This window comes from Hymenobacter qilianensis (assembly GCF_014638675.1).
GTDB classification, from domain to species: Bacteria; Bacteroidota; Bacteroidia; order Cytophagales; family Hymenobacteraceae; genus Hymenobacter; species Hymenobacter qilianensis.
This window is the reverse complement of the sequence record NZ_BMFN01000005.1, coordinates 65740-90820: the sequence shown is the minus strand read 5'-3', so window position 1 is coordinate 90820 and position 25081 is coordinate 65740. Positions and strand designations below refer to the sequence as shown.

General features: G+C 61.5%; 23 protein-coding genes and 1 pseudogene. 13 read left to right on the top strand and 11 right to left on the bottom strand.

Annotated elements, in window-relative coordinates:
* Positions 1-85 precede the first annotated feature (85 nt).
* Together IEW06_RS19305 and IEW06_RS19300 are read left to right on the top strand one after the other, a co-directional pair.
* Positions 86-1375 (top strand): metal-dependent hydrolase family protein, encoded by a 1290-nt coding sequence (locus IEW06_RS19305; RefSeq protein WP_187734399.1) that lies wholly within the window; start codon positions 86-88, stop codon positions 1373-1375.
* A gap of 145 nt (positions 1376-1520) precedes the next feature.
* The gene (locus IEW06_RS19300) at positions 1521-2009 is read left to right on the top strand and encodes a GNAT family N-acetyltransferase (RefSeq protein ID WP_187734398.1); all 489 of its coding nucleotides are present in this window, start codon (positions 1521-1523) and stop codon (positions 2007-2009) included.
* Positions 2010-2253: 244 nt separating this feature from the next.
* On the opposite strand, the gene IEW06_RS19295 is transcribed toward IEW06_RS19300, so the two are convergent.
* Positions 2254-2766, bottom strand: a complete 513-nt coding sequence (locus tag IEW06_RS19295) for a RidA family protein (RefSeq protein WP_187734397.1) — start codon at positions 2764-2766, stop codon at positions 2254-2256.
* 142 nt (positions 2767-2908) lie between these two features.
* A complete protein-coding gene (locus IEW06_RS19290) occupies positions 2909-4774 on the bottom strand; it encodes a S9 family peptidase (RefSeq protein ID WP_188548790.1) in 1866 nt (621 codons plus the stop codon).
* A 478-nt stretch (positions 4775-5252) separates the two neighbouring features.
* Here IEW06_RS19290 and IEW06_RS19285 point away from each other — a divergent pair, with 478 nt between their 5' ends.
* The gene (locus tag IEW06_RS19285; protein ID WP_188548789.1) at positions 5253-6203 is read left to right on the top strand and encodes a carbon-nitrogen hydrolase family protein; all 951 of its coding nucleotides are present in this window, start codon (positions 5253-5255) and stop codon (positions 6201-6203) included.
* 42 nt (positions 6204-6245) lie between these two features.
* On the opposite strand, the gene IEW06_RS19280 is transcribed toward IEW06_RS19285, so the two are convergent.
* On the bottom strand, positions 6246-7832 hold the full coding sequence (locus IEW06_RS19280) for an amidase family protein (protein WP_187734395.1): 1587 nt from the start codon (positions 7830-7832) through the stop codon (positions 6246-6248).
* Between the two features lie 77 nt (positions 7833-7909).
* Positions 7910-8989, bottom strand: a complete 1080-nt coding sequence (locus tag IEW06_RS19275; protein ID WP_229743180.1) for a threonine aldolase family protein — start codon at positions 8987-8989, stop codon at positions 7910-7912.
* Positions 8990-9252: 263 nt separating this feature from the next.
* Between IEW06_RS19275 and IEW06_RS19270 the strand changes: the two genes are divergently transcribed.
* A complete protein-coding gene (locus IEW06_RS19270; RefSeq protein ID WP_187734394.1) occupies positions 9253-10239 on the top strand; it encodes a Gfo/Idh/MocA family protein in 987 nt (328 codons plus the stop codon).
* 140 nt (positions 10240-10379) lie between these two features.
* Here IEW06_RS19270 and IEW06_RS19265 read toward each other — a convergent pair whose 3' ends face one another.
* From IEW06_RS19265 to IEW06_RS19255, 3 genes are all read right to left on the bottom strand, one after another.
* Positions 10380-11675 (bottom strand): Y-family DNA polymerase, encoded by a 1296-nt coding sequence (locus IEW06_RS19265; RefSeq protein ID WP_187734393.1) that lies wholly within the window; start codon positions 11673-11675, stop codon positions 10380-10382.
* Positions 11659-12129, bottom strand: a complete 471-nt coding sequence (locus tag IEW06_RS19260; protein WP_187734392.1) for a LexA family protein — start codon at positions 12127-12129, stop codon at positions 11659-11661. Before IEW06_RS19260 ends, IEW06_RS19265 begins: the two co-directional genes overlap by 17 nt.
* Before the next feature lie 77 nt (positions 12130-12206).
* Positions 12207-12479 carry a hypothetical protein gene (locus tag IEW06_RS19255; RefSeq protein WP_187734391.1) on the bottom strand — a complete coding sequence of 91 codons (273 nt, stop codon included), beginning with the start codon at positions 12477-12479 and terminating at the stop codon, positions 12207-12209.
* A 260-nt stretch (positions 12480-12739) separates the two neighbouring features.
* Between IEW06_RS19255 and IEW06_RS19250 the strand changes: the two genes are divergently transcribed.
* Positions 12740-12955: a DUF2442 domain-containing protein gene (locus IEW06_RS19250; RefSeq protein ID WP_188548788.1), complete on the top strand. Its 216-nt coding sequence runs from the start codon at positions 12740-12742 to the stop codon at positions 12953-12955.
* A 189-nt stretch (positions 12956-13144) separates the two neighbouring features.
* Here the strand turns inward: IEW06_RS19250 and IEW06_RS19245 are convergent, their stop codons facing one another.
* Positions 13145-13453, bottom strand: a complete 309-nt coding sequence (locus IEW06_RS19245) for a hypothetical protein (protein ID WP_187734389.1) — start codon at positions 13451-13453, stop codon at positions 13145-13147.
* A gap of 90 nt (positions 13454-13543) precedes the next feature.
* A complete protein-coding gene (locus IEW06_RS19240) occupies positions 13544-14296 on the bottom strand; it encodes a ParA family protein (RefSeq protein WP_187734388.1) in 753 nt (250 codons plus the stop codon).
* Positions 14297-15598: 1302 nt separating this feature from the next.
* Between IEW06_RS19240 and IEW06_RS19235 the strand changes: the two genes are divergently transcribed.
* From IEW06_RS19235 to IEW06_RS19225, 3 genes are all read left to right on the top strand, one after another.
* A complete protein-coding gene (locus IEW06_RS19235) occupies positions 15599-15787 on the top strand; it encodes a hypothetical protein (protein WP_188548787.1) in 189 nt (62 codons plus the stop codon).
* A 430-nt stretch (positions 15788-16217) separates the two neighbouring features.
* Complete coding sequence (locus IEW06_RS19230; RefSeq protein ID WP_187734386.1) at positions 16218-16400, top strand: hypothetical protein; 183 nt, start codon at positions 16218-16220, stop codon at positions 16398-16400.
* A gap of 97 nt (positions 16401-16497) precedes the next feature.
* Positions 16498-17541: a replication initiation protein gene (locus IEW06_RS19225; protein ID WP_188548786.1), complete on the top strand. Its 1044-nt coding sequence runs from the start codon at positions 16498-16500 to the stop codon at positions 17539-17541.
* A gap of 376 nt (positions 17542-17917) precedes the next feature.
* On the opposite strand, the gene IEW06_RS19220 is transcribed toward IEW06_RS19225, so the two are convergent.
* Entirely contained in the window at positions 17918-18754 is an 837-nt protein-coding gene (locus IEW06_RS19220; RefSeq protein ID WP_188548785.1) for an HpcH/HpaI aldolase family protein, read from the bottom strand.
* A 241-nt stretch (positions 18755-18995) separates the two neighbouring features.
* Between IEW06_RS19220 and IEW06_RS19215 the strand changes: the two genes are divergently transcribed.
* Entirely contained in the window at positions 18996-19208 is a 213-nt protein-coding gene (locus tag IEW06_RS19215; protein WP_187734382.1) for a hypothetical protein, read from the top strand.
* A 93-nt stretch (positions 19209-19301) separates the two neighbouring features.
* Positions 19302-20282, top strand: coding sequence for a tyrosine-type recombinase/integrase (locus tag IEW06_RS19210; protein WP_223285011.1), 981 nt, complete (start codon positions 19302-19304; stop codon positions 20280-20282).
* A 117-nt stretch (positions 20283-20399) separates the two neighbouring features.
* On the opposite strand, the pseudogene IEW06_RS20810 reads toward IEW06_RS19210, so the two are convergent.
* Positions 20400-21479: pseudogene (locus tag IEW06_RS20810) on the bottom strand (outer membrane beta-barrel family protein).
* Positions 21480-21617: 138 nt separating this feature from the next.
* Between IEW06_RS20810 and IEW06_RS19195 the strand changes: the two are divergent.
* The 3 genes from IEW06_RS19195 to IEW06_RS19185 all read left to right on the top strand — a co-directional run bounded on the left by IEW06_RS19195 (position 21618) and on the right by IEW06_RS19185 (position 25013).
* Complete coding sequence (locus IEW06_RS19195; RefSeq protein ID WP_188548782.1) at positions 21618-22301, top strand: hypothetical protein; 684 nt, start codon at positions 21618-21620, stop codon at positions 22299-22301.
* Between the two features lie 302 nt (positions 22302-22603).
* Positions 22604-24310, top strand: coding sequence for a histidine kinase (locus tag IEW06_RS19190; RefSeq protein WP_188548781.1), 1707 nt, complete (start codon positions 22604-22606; stop codon positions 24308-24310).
* 4 nt (positions 24311-24314) lie between these two features.
* Positions 24315-25013: a LytR/AlgR family response regulator transcription factor gene (locus IEW06_RS19185; RefSeq protein ID WP_187734377.1), complete on the top strand. Its 699-nt coding sequence runs from the start codon at positions 24315-24317 to the stop codon at positions 25011-25013.
* The last annotated feature ends 68 nt before the right edge of the window (positions 25014-25081 follow it).

Sequence of the window (25081 nt, the reverse complement as noted above, 5' to 3'; positions counted from 1 at the left end):
AGGCAGATAACCCCGCCGCTGGACCACTTTTGATTTGAAAACGCCTTTCTTAGCGCAGTCCACTTGCCCACCCTACCGAACCAGCATGCGTTACCTCTTACTTCTGATCCTTTGCTCTTTTGGGTTTCCTGCCCGGGTCGCGGCCCAGGTCAAGGCCCTTCAGTTCGGCAAAGTCATCACCGGCCTGGGCCAGGTGATACCCCACGCCGTCGTGCTGGTCAACGCCGACCGGATTGTGCAGGTAGGTCCCGCCGCCGCCGTAGCTATTCCGGCGGGGGCCGAAATCCTGGACTTACGGGCCTACACCGCCATTCCGGGCTTAATTGACGCGCATACTCACCTCTCCTTCTACTGGGACAAGGCCGCCGGCAGCAACCCCTGGGGACAGCTGGGCAGCTTAGGTCCCGCCGTAACTGTCTTTCTGGCCCAGGAAAATGCCCGCAAAGCCCTGGAAACGGGCGTCACGACCGTGCGCGACCTGGGCTCGTTTGACAACATTGACCTGGCCCTCCGGGACCTGATCAACCGCGGGGCTATGCTGGGACCCCGCATGCTGGTAGCCGGTAATGGCCTGCATGTCACCAGCAGCCCCTATAAAGTGGGCGCTATTCCTGGGCCCGGCCAGTGTGACGGGGTGGCGGAGGTCCAGCGCGTGGCCCGCCAGCAGCTGGCGGCCGGCGTGGACTGGATCAAGATGTACGGCTCAACGGGCAGCGACAAGGACGTGACCGGTTTTCAAACCTTCAGCTACGAGGAGATGAAGGCGGCCGTAGACGTGGCTCATCAGGCGGGCAAGCGCATCGCCATTCACTCCTATGGCCCCGCTGGGGCCCGCGATGCGGTGAGAGCGGGCACGAACACGGTGGAACACGCCATTGATATGGACGAGGCCACGCTGAAGGCCATGGCCAAGCAGGGCATCATCTACGTGCCCACGGTAGACCATAACCGCTACTACATTGCCCACAAGGACGAATATGGCTATGACGCGAAGACGGTGGAGGGGCTGAATCAGTACCTAGCCAGGAACTTCGAAACCCTGAAGCGCGCGATAAAGGCCAAAGTCAAAATCGCCATGGGCTCGGACGCGGTCTTCACCGGCTTCGGGGAGAATACGCGCGAGCTGGAATGGTTTGTCAAAGCCGGCATGACCCCGGCGCAGGCCCTGCAAACAGCCACTACCACGGGCGCGGAAATGCTGGGCCTGGAAAAGGAGCTAGGGGCCATCGCTCCCGGCTACTTAGCCGACATTGTGGCCGTCAAAGGGGACCCGCTGCAGGACATCCAGGTGGTGATCCAGCAGGTGAAGTGGGTGATGAAAGCGGGCCAGGTGGGGGTCGATAAGACCCAGGCCCCCGCTACCCCCAGCCGCTAGATAGCCCGCCTAACAACGTAGCGGGTAGCTACGCGGGTCAGCCGGCGGGCTACCGCTTCACGCGAGTCCTGTCCAGGGGGCCACCGGCTGTAGGGCTACCTACCCCTGATGGGCCGCAAACAAGGCTCCATCGTATCTTTGGCCTATGGAATCCCCGAAACTGTCCAATGAGGACGTGCACCTGCTGGCCTACGAAGCGCAATACCAGGACGACTTCAAGCGCCTGAATATGGCGTGGATTGAGCGCTACTTCCGCCTGGAAGAAGCGGACCTGCGCGTACTTGACCATCCCGAGGAGTACGTCCTCCAGCCGGGAGGGCATATTTTCTTAGCGAGCTATGGCGGGGCGATTGTGGGCACCTGTGCCCTGCTGAAACGGGACGAGACCAGCTATGAGCTGGGCAAAATGGCGGTTACGCCCCCACTGCAGGGTCGCGGCATTGGGCGGATGCTAGCGGAGGCCGCCCTTACCCAGGCCCGGGCTTTAGGGGCTAAACGGCTCTACCTGGAAAGCAATACCCAGCTGGCGCCGGCCCTGCACCTGTACCACCAGTTAGGCTTTCGCCCGATGACGTCGGGTCCCCCTTCGCCCTATGCGCGCAGTGACATTCAACTGGAGCTGCGGCTTGCGTAACGACCGCCGGGATGGAATGGGAGGAGTTGCGCCAAAGCGTGTACCGCCTGGATAGGTCGTTACGCGACCTCTACGTGTTGCCGGCTAGTCGGTTTGACTGGCACACCCGACTAGCGTTCGTGAACACCCAGTACTCGGTGAGATGGACCCTGCAAGCCGCCGGGTTCCCTTTCCTGCCATTGGTCAGACACTGTCTGACTTATCTAGCCCCCTACTTACTTGGCCGGCGGAACCCGCCCCGCTCCTACTCCACTTCCACCACCATCTCCACTTCCAGGGCCATGCCCAGGGGCAGGGCGTTGGTACCGAGGGCCGTGCGGGCGTGCCGGCCCCGCTCTCCGAACACCTGCAGCAGCAGGTCAGAGTACCCGTTGATGACCTGGGGCTGCTCAGTGAAAGTGTCGGCGGAGTTCACGTAGCCGTTGACTTTGACGATGCGCCGCACCCGGCTTAGCTCGCCGAGTTCCTGTTTCAGCACGGCCAGCTGCAGCAGGGCTGTGCGGCGGGCCGCTTCGTAGCCCTGCGCTGTGGTCAGGTCCGCGCCCAGGCGACCGGTGACGTAGGCGCCGCCGCTTAAGCGGGGCCCCTTGCCCGAGAGAAAGAGCAGGTTGCCCACCCGCACCACGTCCACGTAGCTGCCGATGGCGGGGGCCACGGCCGGCAGCGTCAGCCCTAGCTGGGCGAGCTTGCCTTCGGGGCTCTGAGCGAAGGCGGGGCTGGCGAGACCGAGCAGCAGGACAAGCAAAAGGTTTTTCATGGGTAGGAGCGGAAGCGTAAACCAGCTAGAGGGGTCTCGATAGGTGCAAGGGAGCCAGGCTGATGGTAGCGGCCTTTGACAGCAACCGGGCCGGCCAAAAGGAACTAGCGGCGGCTAGCGCCTCCCTTGCCTTCCTCCCCTCTCACTTGAGTCGACTGGTAAACCAGTCCACAATCTCCACCGTGGAGGTAATGCGGTTACTGGTCTTTTGCCAGCCGTGCCCTTCATCGGGAAACAGGGTATACTGCACCGGCACGTTGTTTTTCTTGAGCGCGGCCACTACCTGTTCGGCTTCGACTACCGGCACGTTGGTATCGTTGGCGCCGTGCTCCACGAGCAACGGAGTTTTGATGAGGTCGGCTTTGTGAATGGGGGAGAGCTCCCGCAGCAGGGCCGCCTGCGTGACGGGGTCCCCGTACTCCACCGTGGAGATAGCCGCCATCCAGGGTTCGGTATGCTGAAAGAAGGTTTCGAAGTTGACCACCCCGAACAGGTTGGCCCCGGCGGCAAACATGTCCGGATACTGCGTGACGCCGGCCATGACCATGTAGCCCCCGTAGGAGCCCCCCATGATGCCTAAGGCCCCGGCCTTGGCCAGGCCGGCCTGCACTAAATAGTCCGACACGGCTTTGATGTCTTTCACGCCATTCACGCGCAGCGGCCCGTTGTCCAGGTTCAAAAACGCTTTGCCAAAGCCCGAGGAGCCCCGCACATTGGGCAGAAAAAAAGCCACGCCCTGTTGCACCAGGGCCTGGGCCGTCGGGTTCAGGCTGGGCACCGACTGGCCTTCGGGCCCGCCGTGGTAGCTGATGACCGTGGGAAAAGGCCCCTTCCCGGTCTGGGGTTTATAAAGCCAGCCGCTCAGGGGCACCCCGTCAAAGGAAGGGAAGGAGACCAGCTCCGGGGCCACGAGCGTGGCTAAGTTCACGCCGGGATGGGGGCTGTCCGTGAGCTTGCGGAAATGGTTGCTGCCCAGGGTATACACCCAGATATTCGTCGGCTCTTTCGAGCCCGAGCCGGTAAAGATGATCGTTTGATCATTGGGGGAAAAGGCGACCCCTGCCACTAACTCGACCGGCAAGACCAACTGTTGGGTTTCCTTGTTGGTTTTCAAATCAAACAAGGTCAGCTTATTGCGCCCCTTTTCATTCCAGACCAGCACGGCCTGGGTGCCGGCATGATTCAGCGTGAAATCAGCTAACTCGGCGTCTTTCCGCTCGGCCAGTAGTTGAATACTATGCGGGGTGCTTTGGCCAAAAGCGAGCAAGTCGCGGTCCTTATTAAAGCCCAGGTACACCTGCCCGGAGGGAGCGATTTCGCCGAAGAAGGTGCCGGGGCCCTCGTGCCGGGTGAGGAGCTTTTCTTCCTTGGTTGCCAGATTATACAGGTACAAGTCATTGCTGCCCCGGCTGGCCAGGCGGGTGACCAATACCTGCTTATTGTCGGGGGAAAAGGCCACGATCCCCCCCGTCCCCTTATTCTGGACGGCTAAGGTAGCAGTGCCTTTCGTCGCGTCATAGATAAAGAAGTCTACCCCGGTGGGGTTCTGTTCGTTGGAACCAAAGCTGAGCAGCGTGCCATCCGGGCTCCAGGTGCCCAGGAAGTTGTTGGTCTTGCCGCCTGTAGTTACTTGCTTGACGCCCCGGCCATCGCCCTGCATCACGTAGAGCTGGGCATTCAAGCCGCCCCCCGGGGCGACCTGAAAGGCAATCAGGTTCTGCTTAGGCGAAGGCACCATGGCCGTGACCGGATCGGCAAGCTTGGTCAGTTGCACGGGCTGGCCACCCGCGGCGGGCATTTTCCACACCTGGGGGGAGCCGCTCAGATTGGCGATAAATACCACTTCCTTCCCACTGGCCAGATAACTGCCCGCTCTACTATACCCTATGCTGGCCATGGCCACCACGTCCGCGCGGAGTTTCGCTTGGTCGGGCTGCGCAGCACTCGGCACGGCTAACCAGAGCAGCAGACAGAGAAGAGGCAGGGGTTGCCAAGGGCGGGTTGTCATGGTGGAGTGGGGGAAGGAAGGGTCTCTGCTAGTCGGGTTCTTTGTTACTGTAAGCTAGGCTTTTATCGGACAAGTAAAGCGAAAAGGCGAGGGTAATGCAGGGGATGTCCTGGGGCGGCGTTTTACCCCTTCGGATGTCCCGTCTATGCCGTACCAAGAGCCGTGTTGGCGTCCATAAAAACGGTCGAATAATAGGGCGCTCTAGATTTTTGTGTCGTCCTGAAAAAGGTTGACGGTTTGTATCGTCCGGAAAGCACTTTTCCACGCAACAAGTCGATACGGTGCGTTACATCCGTTAATAATTGGCCTGAGAACTATTCTTGGTCCAAATTGCTGATTACACTACCATTTGAGCAAATCATATAATAACGAAAAAGTCCTGCGCTTCCTTAAGCTGACTGGTGAATGTATACTACTTGCACTACGTGCCTATAAGTCAGCGCCCTCACGGCTGGACATGCAGCTAACTTATTACCCCATGAAAACGAGTAAAGTAGGCGTCGTACAAGCGACTCCCGCGCTTTTTGACGCCGAAAAAAGTGTGGATCTGGTGATCAGCTGGATTCAACGCGGCACCGAGGCGGGCTGTCAGCTGCTGCTCTTCCCCGAGTCGTTTATCCCCTGCTATCCGCGGGGCCTGACCTTTGAGGCTATTGTGGGCCGGCGCACCGAGAAGGGCCGGGCGATGTGGCTGGACTACTGGGAAAATAGCCTGGCGGTAGAGTCGCCGGGTATTAAGCGCATCCAAGAGGCCATTCGCCAAGCCGGCTTGTTCGTGGCCCTGGGCATTACCGAAAAAGAACCGATCGGGGGCACGCTCTACTGTACCCTGCTGTACTTTGGCAAGGATGGTTTCTTATTGGGTAAACACCGCAAGCTCAAGCCCACGGGTTTGGAACGCTACATCTGGGGGGAGAGTGATGGCAGTTCCCTGGTGAGCTTTGCCACGGACCTGGGCCGGGTAGGTGGGCTCATTTGCTGGGAAAACTACATGCCCCTGGCCCGCACCGCGCTCTATCAGAAAGGCATCGAGATCTATCTGGCGCCTACTGCTGACGCCCGCGACTCCTGGCAGGCCACGATGCAACACATCGCTTTAGAAGGGCGCTGCTACGTGTTGGCCAGCAACCAGTTTGTGCGCAAAAGCGATTATCCCGACCGCTACCAGGCCGACCTACTCCACGAGCCGGAGATCATGAGCCGGGGCGGCAGCGTGATCATCTCCCCGCTGGGAGAGATCCTGGCTGGCCCCTTGTGGGACCAAGAAGGCTTATTAACGGCCGAAGTAGACGCGTCGGTGCTGGCCAAAAGCAAGTTAGACTTTGACTGCGTCGGTCACTACGCCCGCCCGGATGTGTTTCAGTTGACCGTGGTAAATCAGCCGGCCACGCTATCGGTTACTCCAGAGCAGGCAAATCTTACTTCGTAAAATGGCATAATAACAGCGATGGCTGGGTTATGAGCCTTGCTTCTACTTACGCTTAACGCGCGGCATCTCGGGAAAGAGGGGCGGCGATTTCCGACGCTTCGTGGCTTGCTCATAGGCAAAAGTGTACTGAATCAGCGTAGCCTCATCAAAGGAACGGCCCAGAAACTGCAGGCCCGCGGGCAGATTATCATAGGTATAGCCCATCGGCACCGTGAAGGCTGGCTGGCCCGTATGGGGCGCGATCAGCTGGCTGTTATCGCCCTGGTAGCCCTTCGGGTCCCCGACTTTCGCGGGTGGGTTATTCCAGGTCGGGTATACCAGCGCCCCCACCTTATAGCGGTCCATCACTTCGGTCACCGCTCGGCGGAAGGCCACGCGTTTGGGATCAGTGTAGGCATCCGTGCAGGCCGTCGCCGTAGGTACTTCCGCCTGCTGCTGGTGATAGGAAAGGTTCTCGGCGATGTAGGGGGCAAACTTGCCCGAGGCAATGATCTCCTGCAGATTCTTGACGGGGGCCGTGGGGCCTAAGGAGCCCAGATAAGCATTGATATCGTGCTGGAACACCGCGCACCACTGATCTTTGCTTACCTGCTCAAAGTCGGGTATCTGCACCGGATCAATGATCTCGGCGCCCGCTTGGCGCAGATCGGCCAGGGCCTGCTCAAACAAAGCTTTGACCTGCGGATCAGGCTGGCGTTCGCTCAGCGTGCGCAGCACGCCGATGCGGGCGCCTTTCAGGCCATCCTTCCGTAAGAACTGCTGGTAGCCCGCTGGTAAAGTTTTGCCCTGGCTGTATTTGGTCAGCGGGTCGGCCGGGTCGTAGCCGGCGATGACCTCCAGCAGGCGAGTGGCATCGGCCACCGTACGGGTCATCGGCCCGCCCGTGTCGTTGCGCAAATACAGGGGGGCAATGCCGGCGCGGCTCACCAAACCCAGCGTAGGACGGAAGCCGACCAAGGCTGTGTGCGAAGAGGGGCCGCGGATGGAGTTACCCGTGTCGGTGCCCAGCCCTACCGTGCCCAGATTAGCCGCTACGGCGGCGGCCGTGCCCCCGCTCGAGCCCGCCGGCACGTGCAGCAGGTTATAAGGATTGAGCGTTTCGCCCGCAATCGAGCTAATGGAGACCATGGGGCTAAAGGCCCACTCGGCCATGTTGGACTTGGCCAGCACCAAGGCCCCCGCCGCCTTGAGGCGTTTAACGACGGTGGCATCCTCCGATGGCACAAAGCCCTTCAGGGCCAGCGAGCCGGCCGTGGTTTGCAGGCCCGCCGTGTTATAGTTGTCCTTGACGATAAGCGGGATGCAGTGCAGAGGCCGTAGCTTCTTGGTTTTCCGGTATTCTGTATCGAGTTGCCGGGCTACTTCCAGGGCCTGCGGGTTGGTCAGCACCAAGGCGTTGAGCTTGGTGGGCTGGTCATAGGCCTGGATGCGCCGCAGATAAGCGGTGACTAACTGTTCGCAGCTGCAGTCGCCCTGACGAAATGCCTGGTGAATGGCGGCGATCGTCGTCTCGAGCAGGGGGAACGCCGGCTGGGAGGGACGCGGGCGCTGGGAGGGGAGTGGATAGCCCGCTCGCCCGAGGGCACTGGCCAGGAGCAGGAACAAACCAATACAGAGGAGGCGGCGCATGCGACGAGGAAAAAGTAGTAGGTGAGAAGCTGTCTCGTTGCCCCAATATAGGTAGCCTACCCTTCTTCATCCGCTGTTCACCGGGCGGGGCTATGCGCGCGCAGCGCCGCAATGAAATCATCGACCGCTTCGGGCGGCGTGGCCCAGGAGGTAATCAGGCGAATGGCGGCCTGCTCTGCATCGATGGGTTTCCACACGTAAAAGCCAAAGTCGGGCGCGAGCTGCTCAATCACGCGATAGGGCAGAACAGGAAAAATCTGGTTGGTATGGGAAACGGTCAAAAACGAATAGCCTAGGTCCTGCACGGCCTGTGCCAGTCGCTGCGCCAAGGCATTCGCGTGCCGGGCCAGGGTCAGCAGCAGGTCGTCCTGCAGCAAGGTCAGAAACTGGATACCCAGCACCCGGCCCTTGGAAAGCAAGGCCCCCCGCTGCTTGAGGTGGTACTTGAAGTCGGGCTGCAGGGCCGGGTTGGTGATCACCAGCGCCTCGCCCAGCAGGGCGCCACATTTGGTGCCGCCCAGGTAAAAGGCATCGGTCAGGCGGCCAATGTCAGCCAGCGTCAGGTCATTGGTGGCGGCCGTCAGCGCCATCGGTAAGCGGGCGCCATCCAGGTACAACAGCAGGCCATTAGCCTGGCAGTAGGCCGACAAGTCCGTAAGTTCCTGCCGCGAGTAGATCGTGCCGATTTCCGTGGGATTGGAAACGTACACCAAGCGCGGCCGGACCGTGTGGAAGGGCGGGCTTTTGGCCAGCAAGGGGGCCAGGTCTGCGGGCCGCAGTTTGCCATCGGCCGTCGCGGCGACTTCGATTTTGTGGCCGGTGGCTTCGATCGCGCCCGCTTCGTGGACGCAGATGTGCCCCGTCTGCGCGGCCAGGACGGACTCGAAGGGCTTGAGAAAAGCGGCCATCGCCAGCAGGTTGGCACTGGTGCCGCCGGCCACCAAGTGGATGTCGGCCGTGGGGTCCGCCAGTTGGGCCTGCAGCAGGGCAATGGCCTGCGCCGTAAACGTATCGGCGCCGTAGCCCGGCTGCTGGCTCCGGTTGCTCTGGGTGAGGGCCGCTAAAATGGCGGGATGGCAGCCTTCGCTGTAATCGTTGGTGAACAGGTACATGCTGGATAGCGCCGCGGCGGAGAAGAGTGAGCAAAGAGTGAGCAAAGGTAACCGAACAGCCTATGGTATACTGTCCGCGGAGAAGGTACGCGAACGACGCCCTTATCAGACCGTATGTCTTTTATAGGGCGAGCGCTAACCAGCCGCGTAGCGTCACTAACGTGTCTATGAAAACGGGCCATGATGTAAACGGACGGGACGATGGGGCTGTTCTGCCTCGCTTAGGGCGCCTTCCCTGACCAGTCCCACCAAGGTGGTACCGACCATGTGCCCTATCTTTACCGTCCCTCCCTTCTCCTTTCGACGCTATGCGCACCTATAACTGGGCCATCCTAGGTTTGGGCAACATCGCCCATAAATTTGCTGAGAGCTTAGCGCTCGTCCCGCAGGCTAGGTTGCACGCGGTGGCCTCGCGCAGTTTGTCCAAAGCCCAGGGCTTCGCCGGCCGCCATGGCGCGGCCCATGCCGTAGGCAGCTACGAGGAGCTGCTGAAAGTGCCCGGCATCGACGTCGTCTATATTGCCACGCCCCACTCGGAGCACCACGCCCACTCGCTCTTGTGCTTGCGGGCGGGCCTGCCCGTGCTCTGCGAGAAAGCCTTTGCTGTGAACGCGCAGCAGGCCGCCGAGATGATCACCGTCGCCCAAGAGCAGCAAGTGTTTCTGATGGAGGCGTTCTGGACCCGCTTCTTTCCCGCCGTCACCAAAGCCGTTGAGCTGGTGCAGGCGGGTGTGATCGGGGAGGTGAAGCACTTGGTGGCCGACTTTGGCTTTGCCGCGCCCTACGAGCCCCAAGGGCGGCTGTTCAACCCCACGCTGGCGGGCGGCTCCCTATTGGACATTGGCGTCTACCCGCTCTTCATCAGTAAGCTCTTCCTGGGCGAGCCCCAGACGGTGCGGGCCGTGGCCACGCTGGCCCCGACCGGGGTGGATGTGAACTGCGCCCTGGTGCTCGCCTACGCGAGTGGGGCCACGGCTAGTTTATTTTCCACCCTGGCCGCGCCCACCGACAACCAGTGTATCCTCTACGGTACGAAAGGCCAGTTGCAGCTGCTGGGGCGGTTTCACGCGCCGGATGGCGTGCGCCTACAGCTCACGGGACAGCCGCAGGCGCAGGAGATTCCCTGCGAGAAGCAGGGGCTGGGCTACCACTACGAAGCCGCGCACGTGCAGCAGTGCCTGGCGCAGGGCTTGCTGGAAAGCCCGCTCTTGCCGCTCTCCTTCAGCCTGGAGCTGATGCAGCTACTGGACACGGTGCGCGCGCAGATCGGGCTGCGCTATCCGGGCGAAGGATGAGGCGGGAAGGGCTCCGGAGGGAGATACGCCGTCAGGGATCCCTGGCTTGGGGCTGCGCTGATTAGTGGATTACCCCCCCTTTCGTAGCACCAGGAACCCGCCCCTGTGCCGGCTCGCGCCCCCTACCGCGTGTTCTGGCCCTAGCGAATACTCCACAGTTCGTCCCAACAGGTCGTGAAGCGGGCGCTTCGCCGGTCCGCTTTCCCTAGCCAGGGTGCGTGGTGCTTCCCTAGAGGGGAAAGGGCGGTAGCGAAGCCTATGGTACCCGCCCCGTAGCGTTTATTGAGCCGGTCCAACTCGTGCATGAGCTGAGCACGGACCTCGCCTCGGTTGGGGCAAGCAAATAAGCTGAGCTGCTGCTGACCCGCCGCTTCCAGCCCGTCTAGCACCACCCCCGCCTTTTTGTAGACCGTGTTGGGTTGCCAAATCCGCTTTACGGCTACCCGGACATGTCGGAGCAGCTCCCCGGTGTCATCCGTCGCCATCGGCAGCGTAATCACCGTGGAGAAAGTGTAAGGTGGGGGCTCGGGGCCAAAGCGGTTCTTGCTGATAAACACGGTCAGGGTATTGACCGCCGAGCCTTGCCGCCGCAATTTCTCCGCCGCCCGCGACGTGAAAGCCCCCACGGCGCCCAACAGGTCCGGAAAGGCGGACAGCGGCGTGCCAAAGGAACGCGTACAGGCAATACTTTGCCGGGCCAGCGTGCCATCCTCACTCGGCTGAAGCGCATGGCACGCCGTGCCTTGCAGTTCCCGCACGAGCCGCGCTCCGACCACGCCCCCCAGGTGCTTGCGGGCCCACGACTCCGTACACTGCGCTAGGTCCGCCGCTGTGCGGATGCCCGCCGCGTAGAGCTTGGTCGCGTATTGGTGGCCGATCCCCCAGACGTCCTCCACCCCAATTTGCGCCAGGGCCCACAGCCGCTTTTCCGCCGTATTCAGGTAACAAATGCCCCCCAAGTCAGCATTCTTCTTCGCTACCCGGTTGGCCAGCTTGGCTAAGGTCTTCGTTGGGGCAATCCCGATGCAAACGGGAATGTGCGTCCGACGCCGCACCTCCATGCGAATCTTGGCCGCGTAGGCCGCCAGGCCGCCATGGTAGCGTTCCATGCCCCGCAAATCCAGGAAGGCTTCGTCGATGGAGTAGATTTCGATTTCGGGGGCGACGGAGGCCAGGTAGTACATGAAGCGCCGGCTCATGTCCCCGTAGAGGGCGTAGTTGCTGGAGAACACCCGCACCTGGTGCTGTTCGACGAGGTGGCGCACCTGAAAGAGGGGTTCCCCCATCTTCAGCCCCAGGGCTTTGGCTTCGGCCGAGCGGGACACAATCGCCCCGTCATTATTACTCAGCACAATGACTGGTACCCCTTCGAGCTTGGCCTGGAAGGCGCGCTCGCAGCTGACATAAAAGTTGTTCCCATCAACGAGGGCGTACATGCTGGCCAAGTTTGCCGGGACGAGTTTCGTTCACGATGTGCGTCACCACCCCCCACACCGTAAACATATCGGGTGAGTCAATGGGAAAGGCCGGATAGGAAGGATTATCCGGCACCAGCCACCACGACTGGTCGGGCCGCTGAATTAGGCGCTTGAGCGTATAATCACTGCCATCGATGGAGGCGATGACCACGTCATTGGGGCGGGGTGTCAGCGTGCAGTCCACGGCCAGCAAGGAGCCACTACGGATGCCATCTTCGCCCCCGGTCATGCTGTCGCCAAAGCAGCGAATGAGGTAGGTGGCATCGGGATGCGGCAGCAGTAAGCCATTCAAATCCAGCTCCTCCGGCTGGTGGTCACTGGCCGGGGACGGAAAGCCGGCCGGTACCAAGTGGTCAAAGTACGGCAGGAAGAGCGGTTCGCGGAGAACCGAGACGATAACAAGTTCAGGCATAGGGGTACAGCAGCTAGGTGGTCTGCAAGTATACGCTATACTAATATAATTAGTATAGACAATGCCAATAATTTTAGTTATCCGGCCTGCTCTCCTAGTCCCAGGGCACGCAGATCGATAGAGGCGGCGTAGTCCTCCAAGCAATCTGAAGTGGTAAAGGTGCACGTGCGCACGAGGCGATTGGCGAACTGGTCGTAGGTGAGTTCCACGAAAAAGCCCGCCTCAAAGTGGTACAGGTGGACCGCGTCCTGCTCTTCGTAGCGCCGGGCGAGAAAGTGACCGTACTGCCCAATAGCCGTCAGTTCATCAGTAAAAGCTAAGGCCTGAAAAGAAGTAGCGGCAGGCTTCATCTAGCGGAAAGGGGCCGGGTAGTCGCCGGGGGGAGTCGGGCAAGGGCCGGTAGCCTGGCCCCCCGCGCAGGATGCTCGCTGCGAAGAGTTACTTCCGGGGGTCAACGCGCTTTGCTGGGGCCGCCTCCCGCCCGGCTACCTAGCGAAGCCATCCCCTGCCTAATCTATACCCCTTTCTGTTTTCGGTAGCCTGCAATTTGTGGGGTAATAGTCCGACCTTCACGGCCCGTGGACCTTTTCCTTTCCTCGTACTATCCTGTATGGCGACCATCACCAAAGTCACCGTGAGCCTGACGATGCTCAACGTGTTTTTATCGGACAACACCGTCAAGCCGTTCTTCTATACGCAGCCCCTGGCGACCTTTCTCTACACGGCTACCCCGCAGCAACGGGAAAACTGGGATATTCAGGACAAAGGCCGGGCAGTGGTCTGGCCAGACCTGGGACAATCGTTGGGGGTCGAGCAGTTAGGGTAGGTCCTCTTCCGACAAGCGGACCAGTCGTGGTAGGGCGACCCGTACGGGTCGTCTGAATAGTTTCCGCGGCGCTAACGCCGCGGGCCCCACAGCCGCTAGCGCCGGGCTTGTTGTCCTGGGGAAGGGGAAGGCGCTCCCTCCTATTGCCTAATGTTAAAAGATACGGGGGCAGTAAGAATAGCTAGCAGCCTACAGCAGCTTCCGCCGCTTCTTTTCCTCCTCCGGCAGTTCGCGCTGGGACTCGGGATGCTGCGCGAAAAAGGCCAGGAGCGCCTGGTCGAGTACCGTCGCGAGGTCCTTCCGCTCCCAGAAGGAATACTGGTGCAACTGGCGCCACGTCTCCACCGGCAGCTGATTCGAGAACTTGATCTTGACCGCTTCCGCTTCGGGCGCTACGCTCGGGGCCGCAGGTGCCTTGGTCGCTTTCGGCTTCAACAAGAGATCGTCGGGATTCGCGGGTAACAGCTGATCGAGGTCGAATTTGGGTTTGGATGCCATGCTAGTCAGTGTTTATAATATTTATGATCTTGATAATATTGACAATCCCTCTTATCTTGATTATTAATACTATCAAGATAAAATAGATGATCAAGCAAGAATCTCTTGCGTCAGGGCCTCATAATCCATAAGCGCATTGGAGTTGGGGGCGGTTTCGTGCAGGGACCGCCGCTGCACCTGCGCTTCGGGGATAGCCACGTTGTCCCGAATGGTGGCTTGCATGACCAGGGCGCCAAACTGGTCCCGCATGCGCTTGACGAACTGGTGGTGGAGGCCCTTGCGGTAGGTGGCGGCATACTTGGTGAGAAAAATACCCCCTACTTCCAGCTCCGGGTTGTAGCTGTCCTGAATTTTCGCGACCAGCTCCAGCAGGCTATTCACGCCATCGAAGCTGAAGAGCTCGGGCTGGGCCGGCACGTACACTTTCGAGGAAGCGGTCAGGGCCGCCACCGTCAAGGGGGAATTGGGGCTGGGCGGACTATCGATCAGCACGTAATCGATATGCGCCGCCAGGTTTTTGAGGGCCTTCTTGAAAAGCAGCGGATACGCTAAGTCCGCCCCGAGCCCCTTCTCGGCTACCACCAGGGACTCATCCGCCGCCACGAGCCACAGGTTGGGCCCCACGGGCTGCATCACGTCGAGCAGCGTGGCTTTGTGGTCGATGACCTGCGTCAGGTTCTTAGCGGGGGCCACCAAGGGCAGGCACCGGGTGAGGTTCGCCTGGCTGTCGGCATCCACCAGGAGCACCCGATGGCCCGCCTGGGCCATGCAATGACCCACTGCCCAGGCGGACGTGCTCTTGCCCGTGCCTCCCTTCCGTAACGCGAACGTGTAGATTTCCATATGATCTTGAGTATATATCTGGTAAAGAAGGTCAACATAAGCTAGATTAACAAGCAGCGGTAGATAATCATTACTATATTCTTTATATTGATTATCTATCTTATCTGGATGATTTGTTTTATCTAGTTGATCTACTTTATCTGTATGATCTGTTTTATCTGGATAATCTTGCAAAAATATTTTGCTTTATTGCCGGCTTACTTGCCCAGTGGGCACGGGCTTACCGGCCCCTGGGCGGCGGGTGGCCTTAGCCGTCCAGGATAACGCTCCTAAAGACAAGTGGCCATAGCCGGAGGCGGCCCCGGTTTTGCCTGGGTGCAGCAACCCTGTACTAAAGTCCATCTAGCTTATCATGATAATCTTTATTATCAAGACAGACCAGCTGAAGTGACTGATCTTGACCATCAAGATTAATCGGCTACGCTTCTCCGCCCGCAGAAATGAGGGCCCGGGGGCCGCGCGGACGGGTGGAGTGCCATCGGCAAGCGGTTGCCCGTGGGGTAGGGGAGGGGCGGCCCCGCTGGTGACCGGGTTATCCCGGCGCCGTTTGTGCCGGCGCGCCCGACCTGCCCTCCTGCTCCTGGTAAAGCATGCTTAAGTGCCCCGAAAGCCCGGAGGGGGTAGGGAATCATCTATTACCAAACCCACGAAGAAAAGCCCCGCGGCCTGCCTGGCACAGGCTGCGTTGAGCTAAAGAAGCGGCAGGGAGCTTTCCCCGGGGTGCGTAACGTGGATTTGGTAATAGATGGGTAGGGTAGCCCACCCGGCGCGCCGGCCGACCCCTAGTTGATCGGCTTGGCTGGGGAGTTGCGGCCGGGGCGTCGTGGGTTTGGGAACAGGTCAGTCATTTATCATGGCCGCCCCGGCGGAGAGTACCCGTACTCGCCCCGGGGGAGAAAGTCCCCAAATGGCTTTCCCAAGCCCGGGAGGCCATTAGTCAGGTGCTGCTGTAACCAGCGTCGAGAGGGTAGCTATTACCAAAACCCCGCCCCCGGGGCTGCGATTACGAAAACCACGGATCCCGATTACAAGAGCACGACACCTATTACCAAAACCCCGACAGATGGCTTTAAGGCACTGGGTGACTCATCTGCTTACGCCGGCGCGTTGTCCCAAGAAGATCGGGCGCCCCGCTTCGGTACTAAGGGCCTGTCCTCCGTCACCGAACGCCTTGAGCCGACCCCCGCCCTCAGTAGAAGACGAGCCGGTTTGGCTGTCCGTTTACCACGGCCGTCACCGGCGAGACCTACCTGAAGCTTAAGCAGACGGGATACTTGGGAGCCGGTTTTCCTGTTCAAGGAAGTGACGGCGGCGGCCCTGACCAAGGAACTTCACCACTACCCCAACGCCGAGAAGCCTTTGCCCCCGGCGGCTGGCAGCGCCCCCCCAGCCGCCGGGCAGCCTCGGTATGGCCGGAGCTGCCCGGCGGCGAGCGCCGAGCTGGCTTCCCTCGGCCGTTCCCTAGGCCGGGCGGTAATCCCGGCCAGCTAGCCACTGCCCCCCCGGTAGGGGAGGGGCCTTGCCGATCCTTCGGGCCCGGCTCCGCTTGGGGGTGGGGAAGACTGGGGTGCCATTTTTCACGCAGAAGAAGTTTTTGTTCGCCCGCCGCCGCCGCACGGGGGGCGGGGTGCCATTTTTCACGCAATTGCCCGGGGAGATAATACCCTCCCCACCAAGCGGTTCGCTCGCTTTTCCCGTTTCCCTGCTGGGGCCCAGAACCCCCCTAGAAGCTATCTTTATCCTGGCTCCAGCCTGCTTTCCCGCCTTGCCAAGCGTTTCTATTTTCTCAAAAAAAAGCCGAACCTCTTCTGTTTTCTTAAGCTATTCTTTACTATTCTATATTCAGGGCGCTTTAACTGATTGATAGTCAAATGTTTGAACCCGTTATCTACGTGAAAAACGGCACTCTGTCGCGTGAAAAATGGCACCCTATCGCGTGAAAAACGGCACCATCTACGTGAAAAACGGCACCCTATTGCGTGAAAAACGGCACCCCTGCGTGAAAAACGGCACCATCAGCGTGAAAAATGGCACCCGGAACCCTGCCCCGCCCCAATTGCGTGAAAAATGGCACCCGGTGAGCTCGCCTTCCTCATCTGCGTGAAAAATGGCACTCCTATCGGGTTGTTGCGTGAATGGATTTTGTGTTCACGCTTTTTCGCTTATCTTCACCGCCTATCCCGGCCCAACCCGCGTTGCCCATGCTGCCCCCTTCGTCGCCGCCCGCCGCCCTCTACCCCCGCGCCTACCAGGCCAACGCCCTGGTGCGGGCCCCGCTGAAGCTGACCCACGTGGAGGCGCGCATCTTCGCCCTGGCCCTAGGCTGCATTCACCAGGACCAGACCGAGCTGCCCGGCATCTCTATCCCCCTGAGCCGGGTGATGACCCAGAAGAAGGGGGGGAGCGTGTACGAGACCATCCGCGACGCATGCAAAAGCCTCATGTCCAAGGTGGTCAGCATTGAGTCCCAGACCGGCAGCAAGAAGCGCTTTACGGCCTACTCCATCATCAGCTACATCGACCTGAATGAGGGCACCGGTTATTTGACGGGCAACTTTGCCCCCGAGATCAAGCCCTTCCTGCTCCAGCTGGCCGAGCAGTATACCCACGTGGAGATCGAGACCCTGCTCACGCTCAAGTCCGCCCACGCCCACCGCCTGTACTGGCTGCTCAAGTCCTGGGATGACGTGGGTTTGTGGGAGGTAGACTTTGAGACCCTGCGCAAGCAGGTGCTCGGGGATGACAACGACGTGACCTATACCCTGTTCTACGACTTTAAGCGCTACGTGCTCGAGCCCGCCCTGCGGGAGCTGCACTCCCTGGGGTGGGTGGTCAGCTACCAGCCCGTCAAGGAAGGCAAGAAAGTCAAGGGCGTGCGCTTTACCATCCCCAAGCCCCTGGCCCAGCTCGGGGAGGACGGCTTCCCCGAGCCCGCCGCCCCGCGGACCAGCAGTAAAACCCGGCCCGGGGACAAGCAGATGAGCCTGGCCCTGGCCGCCGAGCTGCCCACCCTGCAGCAGCGCATTGTCACGCGCCTGCAGAAGCTGAAAATGACGGCGGCCCAGATTCAGCACGTGCTCGACTTTATGGGGGACGACGAGGCTCGCATCGCCAAGCTCATGAAAGTCAGCCATCCTTTGCTGCGCGATTACGAGGCCGGTAACAAGGTATTTGATAACTTAGGTGGGGTGGCGACCAACCTGCTTAAAACGGAGTTCCCGGGCCTGTACCCCACCCTCAAGTAAATCCACCCACCGCCCGCTGGGCTCGGGGTAGGGGAGGGGCCAGAAAGGGGGAACAGCTCCCGGAGCAGGCAGCACTGGAGGGCTACCGGAGTACATAAATAATGACTGGGCTAAGCCGGTCATTATTTATACTTTTGTACTAAAACAGTTAATTTTGAGGTGTTTTTTAAAAGTATATTTTAGCATTAAATGGATATAAGCTCTTGTGCTAAAATGTACTATTACAGTTAGGTCCACTTGCCCTTGAACAAATCATAGGGCTCCTACTTTCCAATGCTCAACCCACTTTTGTCGCCTAGGCAGGTTCTCTTTCTGCTTCCCATATAGGTTCAGGTAGAGAAAGAGAGCTACCCGCTTGGGCGTAAGCCCCGCCTGTTCACCGCCTTTCCGCTGTTCTCTCGGCCCGCTGTTCTCTCGGTGTCCGGGTACGTACGCCCTCCGGGGCTTCCCCGCGCACGGCGCGCACAAGCCGCTGGTAGGCGTGGATGAGCTCGACCGTGTCCATGCTGGTCGCCACGCTGTGGAAACCTTCTTCCAGGCGCTGCCGGGCCCGCGTCCGATCCGCATAGATGAAACAGTACTTGCCCGCCGCCTGGCAGGCAGTAAGAATGCGCCGCAGCGCACGCTGCATCACTTCGGCCTCAAACTGGGCCGGCACGCCCAGGGCGATGGACAGATCAAAGGGCCCAATGAAGAGGCCATCGACGCCTTCCACCTGCACGATCTCCTCCACCTGCTCCAGGCACTCGCGGGTTTCGCACTGGGGCAGCAGCAACGTCTCGCGGTTGCAGCGTGCTAAATACTCCCCCAAGTTTTGCAGCGCCGGCGCGTAGCTGAAGGCCGAGGCCCGGGACGGGCCAAAGCCGCGCTCGCCCAGGGGCGCGTACTTGCCATATTGGACCAGGCGCTGGACCTCCTCCACGGTTTTGATGGCCGGAATCACCAGCCCCTGGGCTCCCTGATCCAGCAGGTTCATTACCGCGGCCCGAGAAGTATCCTTCACCCGCACCAGCGGGGTCAGCGAGTGGCGTTCGGCGGCCAGGATCTGGGCGGCGGCCCCCGCCACGCTGCCCGGGCCATGTTCCAGATCCAGCACGACATAGTCCAGCCCGGCCAAAGCCAGGCATTCGATGATGGCCGGGTCCCCGAGCTGCACGAAGGTGCCCAGCGTGGGGGTGCCCTGCTGTAATTTGGCGCGTAGTTGATTGAGCATGCAGTCAGGGGAGTAAGGGCGTCCGATAGTGGCCGCGTAAGATGGGGATTTCGCGGAAATCCGTTTGCCGCCCGCCAAAGGTTATCCGCGCCGGAGTCCGGGCAGCGCCGATGGGTGGAGACCGCCACTGCCTGGTTATTGTGCTGGTCCAGTTGCCGCGCCCGCCGGGCCCCACCTGGTATTCGCTTCGCCGGCCACCCCCCCGGTGGTCGCGGACGAGGAGCTCCTGCTGGCCAGTGTGGTGGTCTTTACCAGCCAATTAAATCTGACACCCTGGCTTCTGCACGTGGCCGCCGCCGACCCGGACCGGGAGGTAGCCCAGCTGCTCGGCGCGCTGGCCGTGGGGCAGTACACCCACGCCACCTGGGATGGGCTCATCCCCACGCTGCTGGGCACCCAGGGCCCGCCGCGCGCGTGGCGCCGGCAGTATGGCGCGGGGGATTTGACCAATTAAACTTAGTACCGATAAGTGAGGATTATCGGTACTAAGTTCGTAGGTTTGGGCGTCCCAAGGTTAGTAACGATTTACTCCTTATCTATAGGCTACATGGAAAATCCGTCGTCGCTGCCGGTCCTGATCCCCACCCGCACGCACGCACTCGTGGAGATGCCCGCCTCCGTGGGCCGCTACGCGGAGGCGGGTCTGCAGGGGGCGGCCAATACCCAGCGCGGCTACGCCGCCGATCTGCGCAGCTTCGAGGACTACTGCCAGCACCACCAAGTGAGCTACCTGCCAGCCGCGGTCACCACCGTGGCCGGCTATGCGTCCCAGCTGGCCGACCGGGGCAAGAAGTTCGCGACCATTCGCCGCCACGTAGCGGCCATCGCCAAGCTCCACCAGCTGGCCGGGCAGCCGTCGCCCACCACCCACGAAGCCTTGGGCGTGGTACTCGACGGCATCGGCCGGGTCCTGGGCAAGCGCCAGCGCCAGGCCCCGGCCTTTACCGTGGCAGAATTGAAGCAGGCCGTGCGGGCGATGAACTTGACAACTCCCACCGGGCTGCGCGACCGGGCCCTGCTCTTGCTGGGCTTTGCCGGGGCGTTTCGCCGCTCGGAGCTGGTAGCCCTGAACGTGGAGGACGTGGAGCTGACCCGCCAGGCCCTGCTCATCCACCTGCAGCGCAGCAAAACCAACCAGTACGGGGAGGCCGAAGACAAGGCGGTGTTCTACGCTCCCACCGCCGACTACTGCCCCGTGCGGGCCGTGCAGGAATGGATCGAGTGCCTGGGCCGAACTACCGGGCCGTTGTTTACGCGCATGAACCGGGGCGCCGCTGGGGTGCCCGGCCGGCCGGGGCTGGCCCGCCTGTCGGATCAAAGCGTGAATGATCTGGTCCAGCGCCACCTGGGGCCGGCCTACTCGGCCCACTCCCTGCGGGCTTCCTTTGTCACCATTGCCGTGGAGGCGGGCCAGTCCAACAAGGCCATAAAGAACCAGACCAAGCAGAAGACTGACGCCATGATCGAGCGCTACGCCCGCCTCGACGACGTGAAACGCTTTAACGCCGCCCAGTACTTAGGCCTCTAGCCGGCCGGCCGCCGCAGGCAGGGCTAAGAGATTCGTATTACACTCCGGGTGCTGGCTTCAGCAATGGTTGCACCCGGGTTAGCCGATGGCCTTGGTCGCCTGACGACCGGCCCAGCTCTACCCTCCTCCCATACCCCCCGTATCGGCCTTGGGCTGCTGCTCAACCGTGCTGGCAGGCTTATTGGTGCCCAAAAACCAAGTGAATCCCAGGTAGGCCACGCGGGTTTCGTACTTAGTCTGGAAATTAGCGGTGAGTCCTTCGGCTGCGAGCTGCGTATGCTGGCGGCGCGTGTTCAACACATCGCTGACGCGCAGGGTGAGCGCGGCTCGGTTGTGAAATAGGCGTTGGCGCAGGGCCACATCGATTCCGTATACGGCCAGCAAGCGGCCCTGCGGCACTACGAGCGGAGCGCGGTAGGTGCCGCTGAGCTGCACGGCCAGCGTTTTGGTGGGGCTGAAAGGGTTAAGCAAATAGGCCGGGCCGGGGAAGTTGGCGCGGGTACCGTCGCCAGCGTAGCTGGCCACTTGGTTGCGGTAAAACGAGCCATTGGCCGTCAGTTTCCACCACGTAGTCAGGGGTTGCGTCAGCGAGAGTTCCAGGCCGTAGCTGGCGGTGCGGCCGAAGTTGGCGTAGCTGGTGCGGGTGATAAAGTCGGGCTGGCCGCTCCGGCGGGTTGCCAGCGTGTCAAGCGTGCGCAGGCTCTGAATAGCTTGGTTGGCGAAACGCCCAAACAAGGTCGTGCTCAGCGTCGTGGACTGCCGGTTTGCTTGGTAACCCAGCTCGGCTACCTGCACGTACTCGGGGCGCAGAGTGGGGCTGCCTACCAGCTAGTTGCGCGCATCGGAGTAGATAGACAAAGCCACGATTTGCAGAAAGGTGGGGCGGTTCAGGCGGCGCGCGTAGCTGAGCTGGAGGCGCTGGTCGTGGGGCAGGGTGCGGGCCACCGTCGCCGAAGGAAACAGGTTAAAAATGCGCTGACTGGTGGAGCCCGTGGGCAGTACCTGCGCTTGCTGCCCGGTGTACTCGGCCCGCAGCCCGGCTTGGTATTCCCACGAGCCCGATTGCTGCTGGTAAGAGCTGTAAGCCTGCGGCAGCACCTGCTGATACTGGTAGCGGTACGAGCCGGCCTGCTGTCGGACGAATGCTGCCCCCGCCACTGGCTGCCCTGAATACTCGGCCGTGCCGGGCGTCACCATTACACTGCAGTCGTAGTACTCCGCCTATTGCAGGTAAACATGAACAAGAGCCGGTACTCGTCACCCCTCGCAAGGGAGCGTTTGCGAAACGTGGCCCAACAGGTTGAAAGCCGCTGAGGTGTTCTTGTCTAAGGACCGATGCCACGGCCTAATCGCTACCTACAGTACCTAGCACAAGGCCTCGTACTCGACAAAGGCTGGAAATGGCAGGCGGGCGATAACCCGGAGTGGGCGAAGGCAGCATTTAATGACTCGAAGCAGACAAGCGGGGATTCAACGAAGGATACTTTTGAGGTGCCCCAAATGCTTAAAAAAGGGCTGATCAGCTGGTTGCGGCTCCGCCTGGCATTCGGTACTACGCGACCGCAATCGCTGGCACGAACGATCCCGCAAGCAGGGGCTTGTGAAATCCAGCTGAACGGGAAACTCATTTATCAGCTTGGTGCGCTCCGTACTGCCGCCGGCCAAATCAAGGCGTTTAATCTGCCCAAGATCCTCGTTTCATTTCCGGTTAGCCCCGACCCCGTTCAGGGGTTGGCGATCCGCTACGCCTTCCCGCCGAACATCCACTATGCCACGCATTTTGGCATGATGAATCCCCTGTTCTTGGGTGCCATACACCCTGCCGATACGGCTGTTTCAACCTACCCGAACGCCGATCCGCGGGACCGCAACCGAGACATCGCTAAAATCCCTGTTTTCGCCCTTCTGTACCGGCTTTTCTCACCCTCTTTGTGTTCTTTCCCGGATGGAAAGCCCCCCTGGATTTCTCGGTTTACGCCCTTTGCGCCGCCGTCTCGTGGGGCCTCATTTCGTCGGTGAGACCACCTGCTTTTGTCAATACAGTTTACGGCATCAACAACGCAGCCCTGATCTTCGAAACGCTGGGGTACCTTTTCAAGCTCCCGGCAGTGGACGCGACCTTTCAGGCTAAAAAAGGCCGCTTCTATGGGGCCACAGCACGGAGTGGAATCGGTGCCATGGGTGTCGGAGCGTTGGTGTATGGGTGAGTCGCACGTGTTGGCCACGGGAACCAACTAAACTGCATTCGGCAACCGCCACCCCAGCAGAGGTGGTGTGCCGAATACCTTTAACTTAGGGGTCTCTACAAATCGCCAACACCGATGGGACGGTTTCTCCTTTTTTGCGGGTTGCTGCTTTTCGGCCTGGGAATACGTCAGGCCGCGCGGGCCCAAGCCCCGGCCCCGCCTACCCAACGGCTGACGAGCTGGTGGTGGAAGCCGGCCGGGACAACCGAGTTCGGGCGGCCCGACGCCGCCAGCCCTTGGCGGCCCGCGTACTGGTGCAACACCGCCGTCGACGGGCAGCCGGGCCCGGCCCGGCAGCTGTGGCTACGCACGCGGGTGACCATCTCCGAGGCCCAAAGCCGCACCCCGATGCTGCTGGTGTTGCGGGGGTGGAGCACGGCCTCGGAGGTGTACTGGGACGGCCAGCTGCTGCAGCGCAACGGCCGGCTCGGCCCCCAGGGAGAGCAGCCCGGGCGCTGGCACCAGCAGCTGCCGCTCACCCCGGCGCAAGCCCAGGCCGGGGCGCACACGCTGCTCGTGCGCGTGTCCAACCAGCACTTTGCCGACCGGCCCTGGCAGCCGGTGGCCACCTTAACTACCTGGCCGCGCCTGCTCGCCCAGCAGCAGCAGGAGACTTCCTCCGCGACGCTCATCATCGGGATCCTGGGGGCCTCGGCCCTGTTTTGCGGGCTGTTGTACGTGGGCTTTGCCCGCCAGCGGTCCTACCTCTTCTTAAGCGCCTATTGCGGCTTGCACGCCCTGAAAATCTACGGGGGCCTGCGGGGCGCCGCGCCCGACGCCAGCGTGGCCGAGTACTTCCTGCTGGTCCACGACGTTTCCTACCTGGCCCTGCTGGCCAACAACCTGTGCCTGCTGGCGTTTTTGGTGCTGGAGCTGCGCCTGCCGCGCGCACGCTGGTGGCTGACCGGGGCCCTGGTATTTTCGGGCGCGGCGTACGGTTGGCTGCCCGTGAGCTTTTACTTTGTCGTATTTACGGTGGTGTTGGTGGCGGCCGGGCTGCTGGCCGTGCGGCTGCGGCGCGAGGTCAGCCGCTGGGCGCTGGCCGGCATCGTGGGCCTGACGGGCCTGACCTTTCTGGGCTACCTCTGGCTGCTGCCGCTGGGCTACTACTGGGGCATCGTGTGCTTTATCGGCCTCATGGCTTTCGCCCTCGGGCGGCAACTGGTGCAGCGGCACCGGGCGCAGCAGCAGGCACAGCTGCGCTCGGCGCGCCTGGAGAACGAGCTGCTGCGCAAGAACATCCAGCCGCACTTTCTGCTCAACACGCTCATGTCCCTGCAGGAGCTCATTGAGGAAAACCCCCGGCAGGCCAATCAACTCATTGACGCGCTGGCCGCCGAATTTGAGTTGGTGTCGAGCATCGCCGAGGAAAAACTCATTTCCATCGAAGACGAGCTGCAGATCTGCCGCACCCACCTCCAGATCATGGGCTTCCGCCGGCAGTCGGAATTTGTGCTCGAAACCCGCGGCCTGCTGGGCACCGAGCAGGTGCCGCCGGCCACCTTCCACACCCTCATCGAAAACGGGCTGACGCACGGCTACGCGCAGCGCGGCACCGGGCGCTTCGTGCTGACCAAGGAGCCCCTGGGCCGGGGCGTGCGCTACCGCCTCTTCAACGACAGCGACGCGGCCGCCTGCGGCCGGCCCGTGGTGGAGGGCACCGGCTCGCGCTACGTCAAGATGCGCCTGGAAGAGTCCTTTCCCGGGGCCTGGCGCCTGCGCTCGGCCCCGGTCAGTGACGGCTGGGCCGTGGAAATCGACCTCTTGGCACCCTCACAGTAGCGCCATGCGCGTGCTCATTGTCGAAGACGAGGCCCTGGTGGCCAGCCGCCTCGCGCGCTTGCTGCGTGCAGCCCTGGGCGAGCGGCTCAGCAGCGTGGTGGTGCAGCCCTCGCTCGAGAGCGCGCAGTTCTTTCTGCAGGATACGCCCATCGACCTGCTGCTGCTGGACCTGAACCTGAACGGGCAGGACGGGTTTGCGTTGCTGCAGCAGGCCGTGGCCGGCTCCTTTCACACCATCGTCGTCTCGGCCAACAAGCAGCGCGCCATCGAAGCCTTTGACTACGGCGTGCTGGACTTCGTGGGTAAGCCCGTGACGGCGGAGCGGCTGCAAAAGGCCCTGGCGCGCTTCGACCACCGCGAGCTCCGCGCCGCCGCGCCGCTCAAATACCTGGCCGTGCGCCGCCGCCAAGCGATTCGGCTGCTCGACATCGCTGAGGTCCTCTTTATCAAGGGCGCGGGCATCTACTCGGAACTGCACCTGCGCAACGGTAGCGTGGAGCTGCACGACAAGTCGCTGCAACGACTGCAAGCGGTGCTGCCCCCGGATTTTCAGCGCGTGCACAAGTCCTACATCGTGCGGCTGGTCGACGTGCGCCAGCTGCTCAGCCATGGCTCCAGTAAGTACGAGCTGGAACTGCTCAGCGGGACCCTCTTGCCGGTCGGGCGCGAGCGGTACAAGGAACTCAAACAAGCGCTGGGCTAACCGCGGCGGGGGAGCTAAGGGCCGGCCAGGCCGGAGCTGGGCCCAAGAATAGAGCGGGACGTTGAACG

What these genes read in the sequence shown, in the direction of transcription:
- IEW06_RS19280 (WP_187734395.1), bottom strand. Translation starts at nt 7,832, where the DNA reads ATGCGCCGCCTCCTCTGTATTGGTTTGTTCCTGCTCCTGGCCAGTGCC.
- IEW06_RS19300 (WP_187734398.1), top strand. Translation starts at nt 1,521, where the DNA reads ATGGAATCCCCGAAACTGTCCAATGAGGACGTGCACCTGCTGGCCTAC.
- IEW06_RS19260 (WP_187734392.1), bottom strand. Translation starts at nt 12,129, where the DNA reads ATGCCTGAACTTGTTATCGTCTCGGTTCTCCGCGAACCGCTCTTCCTG.
- IEW06_RS19190 (WP_188548781.1), top strand. Translation starts at nt 22,604, where the DNA reads ATGGGACGGTTTCTCCTTTTTTGCGGGTTGCTGCTTTTCGGCCTGGGA.
- IEW06_RS19230 (WP_187734386.1), top strand. Translation starts at nt 16,218, where the DNA reads ATGGCACCCTATCGCGTGAAAAACGGCACCATCTACGTGAAAAACGGC.
- IEW06_RS19195 (WP_188548782.1), top strand. Translation starts at nt 21,618, where the DNA reads ATGCCACGGCCTAATCGCTACCTACAGTACCTAGCACAAGGCCTCGTA.
- IEW06_RS19220 (WP_188548785.1), bottom strand. Translation starts at nt 18,754, where the DNA reads ATGCTCAATCAACTACGCGCCAAATTACAGCAGGGCACCCCCACGCTG.
- IEW06_RS19295 (WP_187734397.1), bottom strand. Translation starts at nt 2,766, where the DNA reads ATGAAAAACCTTTTGCTTGTCCTGCTGCTCGGTCTCGCCAGCCCCGCC.
- IEW06_RS19240 (WP_187734388.1), bottom strand. Translation starts at nt 14,296, where the DNA reads ATGGAAATCTACACGTTCGCGTTACGGAAGGGAGGCACGGGCAAGAGC.
- IEW06_RS19210 (WP_223285011.1), top strand. Translation starts at nt 19,302, where the DNA reads ATGGAAAATCCGTCGTCGCTGCCGGTCCTGATCCCCACCCGCACGCAC.
- IEW06_RS19305 (WP_187734399.1), top strand. Translation starts at nt 86, where the DNA reads ATGCGTTACCTCTTACTTCTGATCCTTTGCTCTTTTGGGTTTCCTGCC.
- IEW06_RS19285 (WP_188548789.1), top strand. Translation starts at nt 5,253, where the DNA reads ATGAAAACGAGTAAAGTAGGCGTCGTACAAGCGACTCCCGCGCTTTTT.
- IEW06_RS19250 (WP_188548788.1), top strand. Translation starts at nt 12,740, where the DNA reads ATGGCGACCATCACCAAAGTCACCGTGAGCCTGACGATGCTCAACGTG.
- IEW06_RS19225 (WP_188548786.1), top strand. Translation starts at nt 16,498, where the DNA reads ATGCTGCCCCCTTCGTCGCCGCCCGCCGCCCTCTACCCCCGCGCCTAC.
- IEW06_RS19290 (WP_188548790.1), bottom strand. Translation starts at nt 4,774, where the DNA reads ATGACAACCCGCCCTTGGCAACCCCTGCCTCTTCTCTGTCTGCTGCTC.
- IEW06_RS19245 (WP_187734389.1), bottom strand. Translation starts at nt 13,453, where the DNA reads ATGGCATCCAAACCCAAATTCGACCTCGATCAGCTGTTACCCGCGAAT.
- IEW06_RS19270 (WP_187734394.1), top strand. Translation starts at nt 9,253, where the DNA reads ATGCGCACCTATAACTGGGCCATCCTAGGTTTGGGCAACATCGCCCAT.
- IEW06_RS19185 (WP_187734377.1), top strand. Translation starts at nt 24,315, where the DNA reads ATGCGCGTGCTCATTGTCGAAGACGAGGCCCTGGTGGCCAGCCGCCTC.
- IEW06_RS19255 (WP_187734391.1), bottom strand. Translation starts at nt 12,479, where the DNA reads ATGAAGCCTGCCGCTACTTCTTTTCAGGCCTTAGCTTTTACTGATGAA.
- IEW06_RS19265 (WP_187734393.1), bottom strand. Translation starts at nt 11,675, where the DNA reads ATGTACGCCCTCGTTGATGGGAACAACTTTTATGTCAGCTGCGAGCGC.